The 17,711-nt window shown below is 50.6% G+C and carries 17 protein-coding genes; 5 read left to right on the top strand and 12 right to left on the bottom strand.

The annotated features are described in order from the left end of the window. Positions 1 to 13 precede the first annotated feature (13 nt). The 6 genes from ABD852_RS01060 to ABD852_RS01035 form a co-directional block, all read right to left on the bottom strand. A complete protein-coding gene (locus ABD852_RS01060) occupies positions 14 to 1,477 on the bottom strand; it encodes a CoA-acylating methylmalonate-semialdehyde dehydrogenase (RefSeq protein WP_345026132.1) in 1,464 nt (487 codons plus the stop codon). A 43-nt stretch (positions 1,478 to 1,520) separates the two neighbouring features. Beyond that, positions 1,521 to 2,552: a 5-dehydro-2-deoxygluconokinase gene (gene iolC, locus ABD852_RS01055; protein WP_345026131.1), complete on the bottom strand. Its 1,032-nt coding sequence runs from the start codon at positions 2,550 to 2,552 to the stop codon at positions 1,521 to 1,523. After that, the gene (iolB, locus tag ABD852_RS01050) at positions 2,552 to 3,424 is read right to left on the bottom strand and encodes a 5-deoxy-glucuronate isomerase (RefSeq protein ID WP_345026130.1); all 873 of its coding nucleotides are present in this window, start codon (positions 3,422 to 3,424) and stop codon (positions 2,552 to 2,554) included. Before iolB ends, iolC begins: the two co-directional genes overlap by 1 nt. A gap of 164 nt (positions 3,425 to 3,588) precedes the next feature. Next, complete coding sequence (locus ABD852_RS01045; RefSeq protein WP_345026129.1) at positions 3,589 to 4,419, bottom strand: sterol desaturase family protein; 831 nt, start codon at positions 4,417 to 4,419, stop codon at positions 3,589 to 3,591. 83 nt (positions 4,420 to 4,502) lie between these two features. Further along, positions 4,503 to 5,498 (bottom strand): LLM class flavin-dependent oxidoreductase, encoded by a 996-nt coding sequence (locus ABD852_RS01040; protein WP_345026128.1) that lies wholly within the window; start codon positions 5,496 to 5,498, stop codon positions 4,503 to 4,505. A 128-nt stretch (positions 5,499 to 5,626) separates the two neighbouring features. Beyond that, positions 5,627 to 6,805, bottom strand: coding sequence for an FG-GAP repeat domain-containing protein (locus ABD852_RS01035; protein WP_345026127.1), 1,179 nt, complete (start codon positions 6,803 to 6,805; stop codon positions 5,627 to 5,629). A 149-nt stretch (positions 6,806 to 6,954) separates the two neighbouring features. On the opposite strand from ABD852_RS01035, the gene ABD852_RS01030 reads away from it, so the two are divergent. After that, positions 6,955 to 8,394: an L-serine ammonia-lyase gene (locus ABD852_RS01030; protein ID WP_345026126.1), complete on the top strand. Its 1,440-nt coding sequence runs from the start codon at positions 6,955 to 6,957 to the stop codon at positions 8,392 to 8,394. Between the two features lie 147 nt (positions 8,395 to 8,541). Here ABD852_RS01030 and ABD852_RS01025 read toward each other — a convergent pair whose 3' ends face one another. The 4 genes from ABD852_RS01025 to ABD852_RS01010 form a co-directional block, all read right to left on the bottom strand. Continuing rightward, the gene (locus tag ABD852_RS01025; protein ID WP_425568744.1) at positions 8,542 to 8,949 is read right to left on the bottom strand and encodes a DUF3299 domain-containing protein; all 408 of its coding nucleotides are present in this window, start codon (positions 8,947 to 8,949) and stop codon (positions 8,542 to 8,544) included. A gap of 131 nt (positions 8,950 to 9,080) precedes the next feature. Further along, positions 9,081 to 10,067 carry a UDP-glucuronic acid decarboxylase family protein gene (locus tag ABD852_RS01020; RefSeq protein WP_345026124.1) on the bottom strand — a complete coding sequence of 329 codons (987 nt, stop codon included), beginning with the start codon at positions 10,065 to 10,067 and terminating at the stop codon, positions 9,081 to 9,083. A gap of 52 nt (positions 10,068 to 10,119) precedes the next feature. Next, on the bottom strand, positions 10,120 to 11,271 hold the full coding sequence (locus ABD852_RS01015; RefSeq protein WP_345026123.1) for an acyltransferase family protein: 1,152 nt from the start codon (positions 11,269 to 11,271) through the stop codon (positions 10,120 to 10,122). Between the two features lie 200 nt (positions 11,272 to 11,471). After that, on the bottom strand, positions 11,472 to 12,779 hold the full coding sequence (locus ABD852_RS01010; RefSeq protein ID WP_345026122.1) for a UDP-glucose dehydrogenase family protein: 1,308 nt from the start codon (positions 12,777 to 12,779) through the stop codon (positions 11,472 to 11,474). 391 nt (positions 12,780 to 13,170) lie between these two features. On the opposite strand from ABD852_RS01010, the gene ABD852_RS01005 reads away from it, so the two are divergent. The 3 genes from ABD852_RS01005 to ABD852_RS00995 all read left to right on the top strand — a co-directional run bounded on the left by ABD852_RS01005 (position 13,171) and on the right by ABD852_RS00995 (position 15,827). Continuing rightward, complete coding sequence (locus ABD852_RS01005) at positions 13,171 to 14,310, top strand: acyl-CoA dehydrogenase family protein (protein ID WP_345026121.1); 1,140 nt, start codon at positions 13,171 to 13,173, stop codon at positions 14,308 to 14,310. 135 nt (positions 14,311 to 14,445) lie between these two features. Further along, on the top strand, positions 14,446 to 15,360 hold the full coding sequence (locus ABD852_RS01000; protein ID WP_345026120.1) for an SPFH domain-containing protein: 915 nt from the start codon (positions 14,446 to 14,448) through the stop codon (positions 15,358 to 15,360). 26 nt (positions 15,361 to 15,386) lie between these two features. Beyond that, positions 15,387 to 15,827 (top strand): NfeD family protein, encoded by a 441-nt coding sequence (locus ABD852_RS00995; RefSeq protein ID WP_345026119.1) that lies wholly within the window; start codon positions 15,387 to 15,389, stop codon positions 15,825 to 15,827. A gap of 226 nt (positions 15,828 to 16,053) precedes the next feature. On the opposite strand, the gene ABD852_RS00990 is transcribed toward ABD852_RS00995, so the two are convergent. After that, positions 16,054 to 16,941, bottom strand: a complete 888-nt coding sequence (locus ABD852_RS00990; protein ID WP_345026255.1) for a hypothetical protein — start codon at positions 16,939 to 16,941, stop codon at positions 16,054 to 16,056. 346 nt (positions 16,942 to 17,287) lie between these two features. On the opposite strand from ABD852_RS00990, the gene ABD852_RS00985 reads away from it, so the two are divergent. After that, complete coding sequence (locus tag ABD852_RS00985) at positions 17,288 to 17,494, top strand: hypothetical protein (RefSeq protein ID WP_345026259.1); 207 nt, start codon at positions 17,288 to 17,290, stop codon at positions 17,492 to 17,494. On the opposite strand, the gene rpsU is transcribed toward ABD852_RS00985, so the two are convergent. Continuing rightward, positions 17,423 to 17,617, bottom strand: coding sequence for a 30S ribosomal protein S21 (rpsU, locus tag ABD852_RS00980; protein WP_345026118.1), 195 nt, complete (start codon positions 17,615 to 17,617; stop codon positions 17,423 to 17,425). The two genes, ABD852_RS00985 and rpsU, sit on opposite strands and share 72 nt — an antisense overlap. Between the last annotated feature and the right edge of the window lie 94 nt (positions 17,618 to 17,711).

Genomic DNA, 17,711 nt, shown 5'->3' with positions numbered 1-17,711 from the left:
AGTTAGTTTCCCGTCAGAACTTGCGTGACCATTCCTTTGGCCACCGTTCAATCACGACTTTAGTTTGTGTAAAAAATTCGATGGCATGGCTTCCCTGTCCGTGGAGGTCACCATAAAAGCTGTCTTTCCACCCTGAAAACGGGAACTGCGCCACTGGGGCCGCTACCCCGATATTGATCCCGATATTACCGGCTTCGGCTTCATTTCTAAACCTGCGCGCGCTCTGACCGCTGCTGGTAAACAAACAGGCCATGTTTCCGTACCTGTTCCGGTTGATGTAAGTAATGGCGTCGTCGATCGTTTTAAAATGGATCAGGTTCATAACCGGGCCAAATATTTCAGTACCGGCAAGCTGCCCGTCCAGCGGGACATCCTCAATGATTGTGGGCGCAATGAAATTTCCTTCTTCATATCCCGCGACCTTCGCTTTCCGTCCGTCCAAAAGCAGCCGCCCTCCTTCCTGAACGCCCTTTTCGAGGAGTCCGCTGATCCGCTCTCTGCTGGCCGCCGTAATAACAGGTCCCATATGTACCCCTTCGTCCAGGCCGAAGCCGGTTACCCGCGATTTCGCCGCTTCCACCAGGCTTTCAGTCACCTCGCTTCGATTTCCGACCGTGATGATGTCACTGGCGGCGAGGCAACGCTGCCCCGCGCAGCCATAGACGCTGTCGGCTACAATCTGGGAAGTCATATGAAGATCGGCATCCGGTAGAATCACCACAGGGTTTTTCGCGCCCCCCTGCGCCTGGACCCTTTTTCCATGAGCGGCGCCCAATGCGTAAACGTGCCGTGCCACATGTGACGACCCCACGAAACTCACCGTCCTGACGTCCGGGTGGGTAATCAGCGCATCCACCACCACTTGTCCGCCGTGCACCAGCGACAAAATACCTTTGGGCAAATCCAGCTGCTCCATCAGCTCGAAAACCAACACCATCGTCAGCGGAACTTTCTCGGACGGTTTAAGTATGAAGGCATTTCCGCAGGCAAGCGCGTAAGGCAGAAACCAGAAAGGGATCATCCCCGGGAAATTAAAGGGAGAGATACAAATGCTGACTCCGACGGGTTGTCGGATCATAAATTCATCGATTCCTCTTGCAATATCTTCAGAAAAAACACCTTGCATCATTGCCGGTGCACCGCAGGCATTTTCCACATTCTCTATAGCCCGGACCAATTCCGCACGCGCTTCGCCGATGGTTTTCCCGGATTCAAGCGTTATCGTTTCAGCAATCTTCTCACGGTTTTGCTCCAGGATGGTTTTCAGTCTGAACAAAAATTGTATGCGTTGGCTTACCGGCGTGCGGCTCCATTCTCGGTAAGCCTTTACTGCTGCCTCAACGGCATCATTTACATCCGCTGCGCTGCCTGCCGGCACATCCGCCAATACTTCCTGGGTGGCTGGATTGGTTACCTCCAGATAATTGGTGGAGTGACTGTCCCTCCACTCGCCTCCTATGTAATTCCTTAATCGCATGGAATGAATATTTATTTAAAATCAAAATGCAGCTAATCAAATACTAAAGTCCTCCCCTGTCGGCCACAAACTGTTCAACTTCGGCGTAGGTAGGCATAAAATTGGCGCAGCCTTCTCTTGTTACAATGATCGCGCCGCAGGCATTGCCCATCCGCACGCTTTTGTAAAGCGACCAGCCCTTCAGAACGCCATAGGAAAACCCAGCGCAAAATGCATCCCCGGCGCCGAGTACATTTACCACATCCACCGGAAAGCCGGGGACTTCCACCTCCGGTTCACCGGGACGGAACAACGAAGCGCCCGCCTTGCCCCGTTTAACTACCAGGGTATCCGCACCGGCCTTCAACACCCCCGCAATAGCAGCTTCTATATCGCCTCTCAGCTCGGGAGCCGAAATTTGCTGGTGTTTTATTTCGAGCTGCGAGCGATCGGTCAGGTAAGTTGCCAGTAACTCTTCTTCGGTGCCCACTACGATCGAGAACATAGGTAGCACTGAGCGCAAAACAATGCCAAAAGCCCTCGGGTCGCGCCACTGATCGGCCCTGAAGTCAACATCAAGCAAAGTGGCAATACCGTGAGCGCGACATTTCTCAAGGGCAAGCAGCATCGCCGTCCGGCTGGGATCTTTGCTGAATGCCGTTCCCGAGAACACCACCAACCGGATTTTTTCAAACGGGATCGCCTCGATATGGTCAAGGTCGAGGTGAATATCCGCACAGTTTTCCCGGTAATACACCAGCGGGAACCGGTCGGGCGGCTCAATTCCCAACAGTACGGCGGAGGTCCTTGCGTCGTTGATACGGGGGATCCAGGCGGTTTCTACGTTCTCGTTCTCCAGGAAATTGTGAATAAAGTCGCCCACTTTATCATTACCGAGCCCGGTAAGCAGGGCTGATTTTAAGCCGAGGCGGCTTACGCCCGTGGCTATATTAAGGGGGCATCCCCCTACAAATGCATTGAAGGCTGTAATCTTTTCGAATGGCTGCCCGATGTCCGAAGAGTACAGGTCTATTGAAGACCTGCCGATGGTAAGCAAATCGGCGGCAACATCGGTCCGGGGAATGGTAGTCTTCATCACACTCTGCTTTTCCCGTTCATTTCGGCGGTTACCAGGGGTAGACGGGGGTCCCGGCCCTTCCAGGTGCCATAAATCCACTCGTGATCCGGATCGGATGTATTCGCCAGCGACTGATCGCTCCCCGCCAGGAAATTGAGGTAATATACGTTGTATCCGTGCCCGGCTACTACGGGGTGATAACCTTCAGGCACGAGCACCGCTTCATTGTGATGCACCCGTACAATTTCATCCAGGGACCGGTCAGCACTATACACCTGCTGAATGGCGTAACCCTGCGGTTTATCCATCTTGTAAAAGTAAATCTCTTCCAGGTCTGCCTCCAGCAATTCTCCTTCTCCGGAGACGGTCCTTACATCATGTTTATGGGCGGGAAACGAACTCCAGTTGCCCGATGGCGTATACACTTCCACGCAAACAATCCGCTGGCACCCGGCGCCCGGCGGTATCAGGCCGTTAATCTGGCGATTCGCATTGTCACCTCCCCGGATCTCGATGGGAGCATCTTCGGGGCGCTGCATGAAAGTGGGATGATCCTCTTCGGTTTTCACCCAGCAGATCGCGATGTCGGTCTCCTCTTCTGCCGCGGTAAGAACAAAATGTTTATGCCTGGAGAAGTACATGGCATGACCAATTCCGCTAAAAACGTCTTTTCTCCCATTCATCGTTTCCCAAACCCTGCCGTCGCACTCCACGCTGAAATTCCCCCCGAGCAATACTACACAGTATTCGTTTTCGCCGGTGAACTCATCCAGGACCTCTCCTTTTTTCAAGGTTCGGGCTTCAAAATTCAGGTATTCCCACCCGGCCGAGGCGGCATCAATGTGTTGGTAAACCGGCGAACTTTGTGCTTTTCTTAGTAATGACCCCATATGTTTGCCTGGTAGGCTATGGTAAACTACCATTGACACACAATTATAGCAGTACCGATTTTCATTACAAAATGCAATTATTTCAATAAAGCATGCAAACGTTTGAAAAAATTCAACGATTTAAAGATCGCTTTCTGCGCCACTGATTCAACAACGGAGGTGAATCAGGATTTACCGGAAGGAGTACGGTATTTCTGAAAGGGGATTTTAAAAAGGTTCCCGATCCGGCTGTTCTCCTCCTTACTCATGTGGGTGTCCACACCATAGACCAGGGAATGCTGGTCTACCGTCGCGAAGGTGCCGAACAAACGGTCCCAGAAGGAGAAAATATTACCGTAATTGGTGTCGGTATAGGGTTGCCGGTAGTGATGATGCACATGATGCATATTGGGCGTGACGATAACCAGGCTGAGGATTCTGTCCAGTGATGCCGGTAGCCGGATATTGGCGTGGTTGAACTGTGAGAGGAGCACAGATATTGACTGATAAGCAAATACCAGCCACATGGGTGCACCGGTCACCAGCACTGCCAGCATCGTAAAGGCGAACCGGAATACGCTCTCCCCGGGGTGATGCCGGTTGGCGGTAGTCGTGTCGACGTAAGTGTCGGTATGGTGTACCAGGTGAAATTTCCACATCCATTTCACCTTATGTTGAATCCAGTGTATCAACCAGGCCCCGACAAAATCCAGCAAAATAAGCCCGATCAGGAATTCGGCCCATAAGGGTAGTCCGGGAAGCCATTGCAGTATGCCGGTTTTATTTTCAACCACCCACCGGCTGGTAAGGACGAGCGCAAACGCCAGGATAAAATTGACCACTACCGTGGTAAGCGTGAATACGATGTTAACCCCGGCGTGCCTGAATTTGTGATAACGAAACCGGAACAAAGGAAAAGCATTTTCAATCAGCCAGAAAATGGTAATGCCACCGACCAGGATGAGTGCCCTGTGCGTAGAAGGAATGCTGTTAAAATAACCTGCAATCGTTTCCATACTTTGTGTCCGGCGCTATAATAATCGAGTATTCAACGACTATTTACGTAAAATTCTCAACCTGCACAAACAAGCCGGGGCGATCACGAAAAAGCCTGCCGTATCACGTCGAAGGAGCGGAGTTTGGCCTGATGGTCAAAAATATGACTGGTTACAATCAGTTCGTCATAATGAACATCCCTGTGAAAGTCGGCAAATTGAGATCTAAGCGTTTTCCGGTCGCCTATAAAGGTGCAGGCGGCCATCCGCATCACGGCCTGGCGGATTTCCTCGTTCCAATACGCATCCAACGAATCAACCGGCGGCGGAAGCGGAGCACGGCGGTTGGTAACCATCCCGATAAACATCTGGAAAAGACTCGTTGCCAGCCGGTAGGCTTCAGCGTCCGTATCCGCTCCGAATGCGTTGACGCACACCATTACGTGTGGTTCTGCCAATTGTTCCGACGGACGGAATTCGTTTCGGTAGATATTTACAGCAGACCGCAGCTGAGAGGGGGCAAAATGAGCGGCAAATGCATAAGGTAACCCCAGGTGCGCCGCCAGGTGGGCGCTGTCGGTGCTCGATCCAAGCATATAAAACGGAATCTTCAGCCCTTCTCCCGGAAACGCCCTGACCTTTACGTCGGGATCGTCGTTTTTGAAATAAGACATCAACTCCTGCACGTCTGCCGGGAAACTAAAAGCGGTATTCAGGTTGCTTCTGCGCAGAGCCAGGGCGGTGGTTTGATCGGTGCCGGGCGCCCTTCCCAAACCCAGTTCTATACGCCCGGGGTAAATGGATTCCAGGGTTCCGAATTGTTCGGCAACCATGAGTGGCGCATGGTTTGGGAGCATAATTCCCCCGGAACCTACGTGAATCCGGTGGGTGTGGCCCGCTATATGTCCGATCAGTACCGCGGTCGCAGAACTTGCCACATGCTGCATGTTGTGGTGTTCGGCCAGCCATATACTCCGGTACCCCAGTTGCTCCACATGTTTTGCAACGGACACGGTATCGGCTATCGCCTGACCGGCGTTTCCGCCTTGTGCAACAACCGCCAGCTCCAGAACTGAAAGTGGTGTATTTTCAATCGGCATAAAATCCGGCTCAAATTTAAGTTAACGCAAAGAACTGCTACTTCTATTACAAACTGGTATTGCCGGCAGTTCCCGCGTTGCCTGAATTTCTGTTGGCGGTCCTTCATTTACCGGTCCGCCTCCTGCCGCTATTGGCTGTCGTTCCAATATATGAGTACATTAAGTGTAGCACGGCCCGAGGCAATGACGTCGGGCTTTCCGTCCAGGTCCAGATCGGCCACCTTCAGATCTTCACAGGCCATTCGTATGCGGTCATCCAGAGGAAACATCTGCCAGGCGTTATTTTCACGAACCAACAACCTCACCCCAACTTCTTTATCTTTGTTGGGATTACGCCATCCTGCAACCAGCTGACTTTCACCCTGGCTCAAAAAATCGGCGGCGGCTATGGCGTGCCCCTGCGCAAAATCCGCCGTCAGGATGGTCCGCTTACCGTCCTGCTGCGTAACCATCAGCCGGGTGCCGTGCATCGGCTCAATGGTTGCAGTGACTACCTCGCCGTTTTTCTGCCGAAATACCGTCACCTCTCCTGTCTCATGATTCCGGACGAGCCATTTTCCCGTCGCGCGCCAGCGGCTACCCTTGTATTCAATTATCTGAACCCCTTCCTTACCGGCCACGGCTGCCTGCAGTGACTTCCCGTTTTCGTAAACATGAAAATTGTGCGTCAGGTGCATACCAGTGTCCAGAAGGTCGTATTTCCAGGTTTTACGGACATCATCCGGCACCGAAAAAGCAATCCAGTTTACGCCCGCTCCCGCCCCATCGACATTGCCCCGCCCATGCAACGGCAAAACCAGCAACTGAAAGCTGCCGGCAGGCGTCTTTCCCCACGCCATGCGATGAATGGTTACGTCGTGGTACAATTTGACAGGTGACCACTTTTGCGTGGGATCGGCGGGCGGAACCAGGTAGAACACCGCACCCGATTTTGCCGGGTCATTGGTCTCGGCAGGGTTCCACTGCGCACCTACAGCTACCTCCACCCTGCCATCGCCGTTGATATCGCGTGCGGCAATACAAACATTGTCAAACTTCGTCAGGTTTTCAGCCATAATGTGGCATTCCCATTTCTTGTCCCTGGCGCCCGGATTCCTGTACCAGACAATTTCGGTTTTGTCAGCCAACAGAATGTCGGGCAGGGCGTCGCCGTCTACATCCCCTATTGCCAGGCCGTAACCTATATCTATCTGGTTATCTACTACTTCGGCTGAAAACTGAGGGGTTTGAGCCGTCAACGGGCTATAAAAACCGGGAAATAACAAGGCACAAACGCATATCGCGTTAAAAAAGTAAGTGTGTTTCATAAGAGTATCCGAAACGCTGAAAATGATATTTCCTAACGGTAAGTAAGCTACTAAAATTCCGGTAAATTTACGAGTATCAGCGCGGCTGAAATCAACAAACCAATCAGGAACCGGCTCGCCAGGAGGAGCTTCATGTAATGGGAAAAGTAATGAAAAACGAAAGCATTTCGGTTTTTGATATATTTAAAATCGGCGTAGGGCCGTCGAGTTCGCATACGCTCGGTCCGTGGCGCGCAGCACAGGCATTTGTCGGATCGCTGGTGCAAAACGGGGTGATCGACCGGGTTTCACGCATCGGAGTGGATTTGTACGGTTCATTAGCCAAAACCGGGAAGGGACACGGGACCGACCTGGCGGCCATTTTAGGACTGGCCGGCTTTGACCCCGTAACCATTGATACGGCCTCCATTCCGGATGTCCTTGAAAAAATAAACCGGGACGGCAGTCTCACCCTGTCGGATTCATCAATTGTTGCCTTTCTAAAAAAGGAAGATATCCGGTTCCATTTTACGGAAAGTCTCCCGTTTCATCCCAATGGCATCAGGTTTTCCGCCCACCTGGAGGGAGAGACTATTTTTACCGAGACTTACTATTCAATAGGCGGCGGCTTTATCAACCGGGGGGAGGAGGCTCCGGCGAACGATGCAAAGGCCGGCACTTTAGCGCTTCCTTTTCCCGCCGACACTGCCGCGGACCTTCTGAAGCATTGCCGGGAAAACGGCTTTTCTATCAGCGATCTCGTTCGGCGGAACGAAATGGCCTGGCGTGCGGACACGGAAACGCAAAACGGTCTGCTGAAACTTTGGCATACCATGGTAGACTGCATAAAGCGGGGCTGTAGCACGACTACCGGCTTTCTACCCGGGGAGCTCCGGGTAAAAAGGCGTGCAGGAACCATGCACCAGAAACTGCTGTCACAACCTGTACCCGAGAAGACCGATACCTGGATTGAGATGATCAGGAACTCGGGCCAGGGTTTTAACTACACCCTTGACTGGCTCAGCTGTTTCGCACTTGCCGTCAATGAAGAAAATGCGTCATTCGGACGCGTCGTAACCGCACCCACAAACGGGTCTGCCGGCGTGGTCCCTGCTGTGCTGATGTATCACGTTGTGTTCTGCAAAGGCGGCTCCGATGAGCAAATTCAGCGCTTTCTCCTCACCGCTGCCGAGATAGGTTCCATCTTCAAGAAGGGAGCTACTTTATCCGCTGCAATGGGTGGATGCCAGGCAGAGATCGGTGTTTCTTCGGCGATGGCTGCAGCCGGGCTGACCGAAGTGATGGGCGGCACACCCGAGCAATGCCTGATGGCCGCCGAAATAGCTATGGAACATCACCTGGGCCTTACCTGCGACCCCGTTGCCGGCCTGGTTCAGATCCCCTGTATCGAGCGCAATGCGATGGGCGCTATCAAAGCGGTGACCGCGTCCCAGCTGGCCCTTCAGGGTGACCCGTCCGCAGCAAAGGTATCACTCGACAATGCGGTTCAAACTATGTGGCAAACCGCGCTCGACATGAACGAAAAGTACAAAGAGACCTCCGAAGGCGGCCTGGCGCTGCATATTCCGGTGGGGTTGAGTGAGTGTTAGGGAGGGGTGAGATGTGAGGTATGAGGTATGAGGTATGAGGGGTGAGGAGCTTGGAAATCAGAAATCGGCCCGTTTGAGATGTAAACGGGCCGATTTCCGATTTCTGACTTGTCATTTCTGATTACTCTCGCAGCTCAAACCTCACTCCTACTTCACTACTTCCGCATTATCAAGGATATAATTCAATTCGTAGATATCGTCGGCGTTCAGCTTCAGGGTGCCTTTGAAAGTCAGTCTTTCATCCGTTTTAAACTTCGGAGAGCCTTTCGGGAAATTCAGGGTCATGACCGACTCCGGTCCGGCGCCGCCACAAAAGAAGCAGGCACTGAAGGGGAAAGCCGATAGAACGTATAAGCCCGCATCCAGGTCCCGGGGAATTACATAGCCGGTAATTGCCACCTCTTTTTTATCAAGCTTCTTTACGGTCGGCCCGAAAGTCGGGTACAACATATATACCTGCTCGCTTGCGAACCACTTCTTATTAAAGGAAACATCCCTCAGTATCTCCCAGGTAACCTTTTCGGGGTTAGCGGAGAAAGTAAAGGAACTTAACATGAGAACCGCCGCTGCCACTGCTCCCCATTTTCGGCTTAGAGCTTTCATAAAGTCTTTTTTTTGAATCAAAAACCAATCACAGAACGAAAATACGCAAACTTGAGTTCATCTCAAACCGCTCTTTCGTCCTGTTATTTCCTGGCAGCGTCAAACTCTCTGTGGTTGGATTCTTCGTAAAGCCGCTCCTTGGAAAGTCCTCTGAAATAGTCGTAAGTTTTCTTCAGCCCTTCCGCACGGCCCACTTTGGGTTCCCAGCCCAGTATTTCACGCGCCTTTGTAATATCCGGCTGGCGCTGTTTGGGATCATCCTTGGGAAGCGGCTTGTAGACTACTTTCTGACTGGTCCCGGTCAGTTTAATAATTTCTTCCGCGAAATCTTTTATCGTGATTTCCGATGGGTTGCCAATATTAACCGGGTTGGCGTAATCGCTCAAAAGCAGGCGGTAAATGCCTTCCACAAGGTCGTCCACGTAGCAGAAAGAACGGGTTTGAGAACCATCGCCGAATATGGTGAGATCTTCGCCGCGAAGCGCCTGCCCTATGAAAGCCGGCAGGACACGGCCGTCGTTGAGCCGCATGCGGGGGCCATAGGTATTGAAAATCCGGACAATGCGGGTTTCCAGGCCATGATAAGTATGATAAGCCATGGTAATTGCCTCCTGGTAGCGCTTGGCTTCGTCGTAACAGCCACGCGGCCCTACCGGGTTCACGTGTCCCCAGTACTCTTCGGTCTGCGGGTGCACGAGCGGATCGCCGTAAACCTCTGAAGTAGAAGCAATCATAAACCGCGCGTTCTTCACACGGGCCAGGCCCAGCAGGTTGTGCGTGCCCATGGCACCTACCTTCAGCGTCTGAATCGGGATCTTAAGGTAGTCGATCGGGCTGGCCGGAGATGCAAAGTGCAGAATATAGTCCAGATCGCCCGGAACATGCACAAACTTGGTCACATCGTGGTGATAAAACTCAAAATTTGCAAGCGGCATGAGATGTTCGATATTCCGGAGATCGCCGGTTATCAGGTTGTCCATCGCCACAACGCGGTAACCTTCTTTAATAAAGCGGTCGCAAAGGTGAGACCCCAGAAAGCCCGCCGCACCTGTTATCAATACTCTTTTCATTTGTGTTGGATAGTTCCTTGTTAATTTCGCAAGTGCCAAAAATAGCCTGAATTTATTTCAGGTCCTGTTGTTTTGCTAATTTTTGTCCAAATCGGATGGAAGGTTGTTCTATGAACAGGTACATCCCGTAAGAAACAAGAAAGATAATGACAAAAGTAATAACGCCATTAATTACCGGCGTGAAGCGGGAGGAGTCGGCCCAATTAATGTACCGGAGCAGCGGTTCTATGAGCGGCTGATGGATCAGGTAGATGCTATAGCTGCAAAGGCCTACATAAATAAGCGCATTCCTTACATATTCCCAAAATCCGGGTGCGCTTAACCGGGAATGCAACACCAGCTCAAGCAGCATGGCCCATAAGACCGCCGCCATAATATGATTGAAATAAAAAAAGAAGAGGATGAAAGCTTTGGAAGCCGCATAAGTCAGTAGCAGGATCAGCCATTTCCACCAGGAAACATTAAAAACCCGTCTGCCCCGGGAGTAGAAGTCGGCAACCACGGCGCCAAGCACCCAGACAATCCAGTAGTGCAGCACAAAGGTCATTTCACTCAGCCTTTCCGGCGGCCGGCCCCCGTTGCGGTACATGATCCCGAGAATGGCAGCGATGTGGACAAAAAAAAGAGCCGTACAAAGTGCCCGGATCCCTAAGCGGGCCGCAAGCACCAGAAAAAGGGGATACAAAGCATATAATTGCGCTTCCAGCGCAATACTCCAGAATGAAGGATTCACTCCGAAGATAATGCCACTGTCACTAAAAAAATTGTGAACAAGGAAGATATGGGAAACAAGCGCCACCCGCCCCTCCTCGGTAAAGAGAAAGTGGGCGGACTGTTGCTTGTCCACGAAAGCAAAAAAAAGCAGGACCAGGAGATAGGGCGGATAAATCCGCCAGAATCTTCTCGCAAAGAACTTACGGATATTCAATTCGCCGCCGCGCGCCAGCTGACCGTGGTGAATCAGGAACCCACTGATAACCAGGAAGAGCTGAACACCGACATCGCCGTAAGCTAACGGCGAAAAAGTGCCCGCAATCTGTTGTATAGTTGCATTCTCGAATGCAAGAAACGCTCCTTTAACCGGCAAAAATCCCTGCGCTGTTGTCAAATGCCAGTGATAGCCGAAAACCAGGAGAATAGCAATGCCGCGCAGTACATCGACCTGCTCCAGCTTGCCCGGGCTCCCTGAATAAAATTGGGCCATTGCTTCGCCTATATTTAGAAATTCTCATTGGTTATTCTTAAACCTAATAATAGAACTATCGGGTAATTGCCCCACAATCCGGGCTTCGCCAATCCCGGGTCCGCGAAATCCGGTCCCGGGCAGTGGGCAAAACCCTTCCTAAATATAAGCAGACGTGCTTCCGACCTGCGTTACGCAGCCGAACAAGTCCTAGCCGGCCGTCAGCTAACGGTTTCCCGGCCTATGCTGAAATAGGCAAAACCCAATTCTTTCATGTGTTCAGGTTCGTACAAGTTTCTCCCGTCAAAAATAACTTTATTCTTCAGAAGGGCACTAACTTTCTCAAACTCAGGCGTTCTGAACTGCGGCCATTCCGTAAAAATCATCAATGCATCCGCGTCGTCAAGGGCGGCATAAGCGGTATGACAGTAGGTCACACCAGGCAATAGCGCCTTCGTATTGGGCATTCCTTCGGGGTCATAAGCAGTAACTTTCGCCCCTAAATCAAGCAACTCGCGTATATTTTCCAAAGCAGGCGCCTCGCGTATATCATCGGTGTAAGGCTTAAAGGCCAACCCCCAGACCGCTATCGTTTTGTCTTTCAGATCACCGCCGAAATACGCCAGCAAATGCGGCAACAGTTTCCGCTTCTGGTCTTTGTTCACTTCCATAACGGCATTAAGCAGGCGGAAATCGTAGGCATAATCCGCGGATGTCTTTGCCAGTGCCTGCACGTCTTTTGGAAAGCAGCTTCCTCCGTAACCGATACCTGCAAACAAAAACCGCTTCCCGATACGGCTGTCAGTACCAATCCCACGGCGTATATGATCGACATTCGCACCTGTCTTTTCGCACAGGTTGGCGATTTCATTCATGAAAGTAATTTTCATAGCCAGGAAAGCGTTGGCTGCATATTTGGTCATTTCTGCTGACCGCTCATCCATGAAAATAATCGGGTTACCCTGTCTGACGAGCGGCGCATACAACCTTTCCATCACTTTTTTTGCCCGCTCCGAGCCCGTACCTACTACCACACGATCCGGTTTCATGAAATCTTCCACGGCAACCCCCTCTCTCAGGAATTCGGGGTTAGAGACCACGTCAAAGTCTACCGTGGCGTTGCGCGAAATAGCTGCGCTGACGAGTTCGGCCGTTCCCACCGGAACAGTGCTTTTATCCACTATCACCGCATATTGGGTCATCAGTTTACCCAGGTCGTCAGCTACCTTCAGGATATATTTCAGGTCTGCAGAGCCGTCTTCTCCCGGAGGCGTCGGTAAAGCCAGGAAAATAGTTTCGGCGCCTTCAATTCCTTCTTTCAGGCTGGTGGTGAACTTTAACCGTCCTTCTTCCACGTTCCGGTTAAATAACACGTCGAGCCCGGGTTCGTAAATCGGCATAACGCCGTTCTGTAAACCTTTTATTTTTTCTTCATTGACGTCGACGCAGACAACCTGGTTCCCCGTTTCCGAAAAACATGTACCCGTCACGAGTCCAACGTAACCTGTTCCTACAACTGCAATTTTCATCCTTTATTGATGGTGTATGGTATAAGATAATCGCTTGATCCTATTTGCTATTTGTTTAAAACAAAGGTTTTATATACCTTTTGCCATCGCCTCCGGCTCCGGCAAACCGGCGGAATGCCTCCGGCAGGCGAAGGACAAATATAATTTTTTTCCTTTATCACCGGGGAGAATGGCGATCGAATTTATTATCCGTATTGTATTATTTTAATTTGGAAAGGGGAGATAGGATATTGGAAATCGGAAGTCGGAAATCGGCCGCGCCGCGTAAGCCGCGCTGCGTAGGTCGGGCCGTATATGAAGACAATTTCCGATTCCCACGTTCCGATTTCCGATTTCCGATTTCCGACTTCCGCCTTCCGATTTCCGCCTTCCAATCAACAAACCAACCATTATGCTTTATCCATTGAATGAAAACCAGGAAATTATCCGTCAGGCCATCAGGGACTTTTCGGCTTCCAACATTCTTCCTTATGTGCGGCAATGGGATGAGGCACAGCATTTCCCCATTGATGTCTTCAGGCAGCTGGGTAGCCTCGGGGTCATGGGCATGCTGGTTCCGGAAGCTTATGGCGGCGCCGGGCTGGGGTACCAGGAATACGTGACCGCTATTGTAGAACTGTCAAAAGTCGATCCGTCGATCGGGCTTTCTATGGCCGCCCATAACTCCCTTTGCACCAATCACATCCTGATGTTCGGAAACGAAGCGCAGAAGCAAAAATACTTACCTCTGCTGGCATCAGGCGAGTGGCTGGGCGCCTGGGGACTTACAGAACCGGGTTCAGGCTCGGATGCCGGCAACCTGAAAACCGTTGCTTCGAGGGACGGAGACTCCTGGACCCTGAACGGCAGCAAAACTTTTATCACCCATGGAAAAAGCGGAGATGTACTGGTGGTCATCGCACGCACAGGTGAAAGCGGCGCCAAATCCAATGCGACTGCCTTTGTAGTAGAGCGCGGCACGCCCGGGTTTTCAGCCGGCAAAAAGTTGGACAAGCTGGGTATGCGCGCGTCCGAAACTACGGAGCTCGTCTTTGAAAACTGCCGGATCAGCGATACCCAGCGGCTCGGTGAGGTGGGCGACGGCTTTCACCAGGCGCTAAAAATCCTGGATGGCGGCCGTATTTCTATCGCTTCGCTTAGCATCGGCACCGCACTGGGCGCTTACGAAGCGGCTTTGGCCTACGCGAAAGAACGCGAACAATTCGGAAAACCGATTGCACATTTCCAGGGAATAGCATTCAAGCTGGCTGATATGTATACCCAGATACAAGCGGCGACACTGCTTACCTACCAGGCGGCGACCGCTAAAGATCGGGGCGAAAATGTGACTTTGCCGAGCTCCGTGGCCAAGTATCACGCCTCCGAAACCGCTGTGAGCGTAACCGGAGAAGCTGTGCAGATACTGGGCGGATATGGCTTCACAAAAGACTATCCGGTAGAAAAGTTTTACCGCGACAGCAAGTTATGCACCATCGGTGAAGGGACCAGCGAAGTACAGAAAATGGTCATTTCCCGCGAGATCCTGAAATAACCGGGAAATCATTACCGCTTAAAGCAGCTACCTGCCGTATAAACCGGCAGTGAAACGTTTACACTATAATCGTTGCAAAACGGGGATATCATCCGTATCTTCAAGAAAACAATTCATAATATACCCCGAAACTATATGTCCGTAGCCTACGTTTTACTCGTCATAGTGGTTGTTACGCTTTTAATGGCCGTGAAGGTGGTCCCGCAGCAAAGCGCCTACATCATGGAACGCCTGGGGCGATTTCATGGCGTACTTCAACCCGGGATCAGTTTTATCATCCCGTTTTTCGACCGGATTGCCTATAAACATAGCCTGAAAGAAAAAGCGCTGGACATTCCTGAACAGATTTGTATCACCAAAGACAACGTTCAGGTCCGGATGGACGGGGTGATCTTCATCCAGGTGATCGACCCTCAGAAAGCCTCCTACGGCATCAATGACTACAATTTCGCCGTCAGCCAGCTGGCCCAAACCACCATGCGGAGCGAAATAGGCAAGCTCGACCTGGACCGTACCTTTGAAGAGCGTATGACCATCAACCGCGCCGTGGTGCAGGCCATTGACGAGGCTGCCATCAGCTGGGGGGTGAAGGTACTGCGTTACGAAATCAAAAACATTACACCACCCCAGAGCGTATTGGTGGCAATGGAGAAACAAATGCAGGCAGAAAGGGAAAGAAGAGCGGTCATTCTTCAATCCGACGGTGAGAAACAGGCGGCGATTAACCTGGCCGAAGGCCAGAAACAAAAGGTCGTACTGGAATCGGAAGGACTCCGGGCACGCCAGATCAACGAGGCGGAAGGAGAGGCCGCCGCCTTGCTTTCGGTGGCCGAGGCTACGGCTCAAAGCATCCGGCTGGTAGCGGGAGCGATCAATACGGAGGGAGGAATGGACGCGGTTCAGCTCAAAGTTGCAGAAAACCTGGTAGAGCAGTTCGGGAAACTGGCCAAAACCAATAATACATTGATACTTCCGGCTAACTTTGCGGACATGGGCTCGCTCATTGCATCTGCGATGAGTGTGGTAAAATCAGAGTCGAATAAAAAGTAAATACGTACCCACAAGTTTCAACTGTCATGGATTTCCTGTCGTTACCCCAGATTTGGCTCATCATCGGATTGCTGATGCTGTTCGCCGAACTGGTAAGTGTAGCCCTCGTTTTCGTATTCCTGGCCATTGCGGCGTTTATCACCGCCATACTCAGCGCGACCGGCCTCGTACCTTCGCTCGAGTACCAGATCATCATATTTTCGCTGATTTCAATCGGAACTACCATTCTGCTGAGAAAACCGGTAAAAAAATGGGTGAGCCAATCCAAACAGAAGGAATACAGTGAATACGCCGGCGAAACCGCGATGGTCATCAGCGACATCCCGGCCGAAGGAGAAGGCCGGATTTATTACCGGGGCGCCGAGTGGATGGCCATTTCGTCAAAGCACACCCGAATCGAAGCCGGCAGCAAAGTAACTATTGTAAAAGCAGATGGTATCAAACTGCTGGTGGAAGAGGCCGCCTGAACCCTCCCACCCCATATAAAAGCGATGTATAGATTGCCTGGAGCCATCTATACATCGCTTTTATTCATTAGGCCGGCTCCAGACTGTTTTTGTTGATGCGGCGCCTACATGGGTCTTTTCTCAAAAGAGTTCGATTTTCTGTCTCGAAATCATTTGCTCACAAGTCGCTTACAAATATCATTGGGGTGAGGTCGAGTATCATTAATGGGAATCACAGGACGTTCTGTCAAGGAAAGATGCCAAATTCTTCCTGAAGACACTTGAGAGCAATAGACTCTTCATGTCGATATAAACCCCTGTCAGATAATGAATTATTTCCTGAATTTTTTAAGCTCACCCAACTGTGTGTTGCAAAAGGATCATAATCGACATTGTAAAAATTATAACCCACTTGGTTCATCTGCTGAAACCATTTTACACCTGTATCAACAGGGTTATGAATCCCAAAGGGTGTGATTTTACCGCGGGGTAGCGTAACGTTCCTGGCATGCTCCATATTAATCATCCCGACATATTCGTTCAGCCTGCATTCGGGAAGCGGCCAAGGCTGCTCAATATCCACGACTTGTGAATAGATTTTTGTTCTTGCTCCGGGATGTAGGCTCGCGAGCCTGAAAATCTCATCCGCCGTGGGTTTAAAATTCTGATAATTATCACCATTGCAAAGTTGCGCAGCATATGCCGGGCAATTCCAACATTGCCCTATCTTCCCAACGCCAGCATAATCGTCAATGTATTTTAGATATTCGAAAACCAGGTCGCCTTTGAAATAAACATCGTTGTGGACCAGCAATAGGTACTTTTTGTCAGTTTTCTCCCAGGCATATTGGTACCTCACCGACCTACGATAGGGTGCAAAAGATAAGAGTTTTCGGCGAGGCGGTTTATACCCGAACCAGAACATCGGCTTGTAGCGCAATACTCTTTCGCCGAGGACTTTGTAGATAAAGTTAAAATCTGACGGTTCTGGCTGTTTCCGTTCTTCCAGGAAATATATTTTATCTATCCAGAAGTCTGAATGCCTTAGTAGTGTCAACAATGTTACAGCAGTCTGATAAGGTTTACCATAGACAGAGATTGCCACGTCAACACTAGCTTTCCGAAGATTTTGCATCAAAAATGTCTAATAGAGTTAGGGTAGTAATGACTTATCAGAGTACTTTCTCCGTCGGGTAACGTTTTGACCAGACGCTGCCATATTACCAATAACGCGGCGGTTTTCAAAAACCTCGCCTCGTAATTTTCTGATCTGGCGATCTCTGGGAAAAAAGTTTGGAGCCGGCTTGGGGCTATGCCCCAAGCCGGCTCCAAACTTTTTTCGTTTATACACAGAAGGGATATTTCCGGGAAAAGTTCAATCAGCTCCTACAAACAACGTTCATAAAGTTGCTAACACCCTCCTTAAAAATGTGCAATTTGGGGGTAAAGAAGAACCCGGAGGATAAACAAAACCCCGAATTATGCCAGTTTTTGACATATCCGGGGTCTTATTTATCGCAAAATACTCTATTTCAATAAGTTACAACAAACCCAAAGACATTGACCAGAATATCGCGGATACGAAACCCGACGACCCCTACCCGGATGAGCGGGTACTAATCGTTATGGTTACCGTAGGTTTTCTCCTTATAAATTGCACGCAGAATCTGCATACGGCGCCCTACTGATGGCTTCTGGAAAGCAGTCCGGGAACGCAGTTCACGCATTCTTCCAGTACGTTCAAACTTCTTTTTGTACCTCTTCAGCGCACGATCAATCGATTCGTTGTCTTTGATATTGATAATTAACATATTAGATGATGATATTTTATCTCCCTTAAAAGGCCACAAAGTTAATATTTTGTGTTTTACGAATCAATCTTTTTGGTAAAAAAATAGATATTTG

The sequence above is a fragment of the Ravibacter arvi genome, from assembly GCF_039540405.1.
GTDB lineage: Bacteria > Bacteroidota > Bacteroidia > Cytophagales > Spirosomataceae > Ravibacter > Ravibacter arvi.
This window is presented reverse-complemented; position numbering and strand designations above follow the sequence as displayed.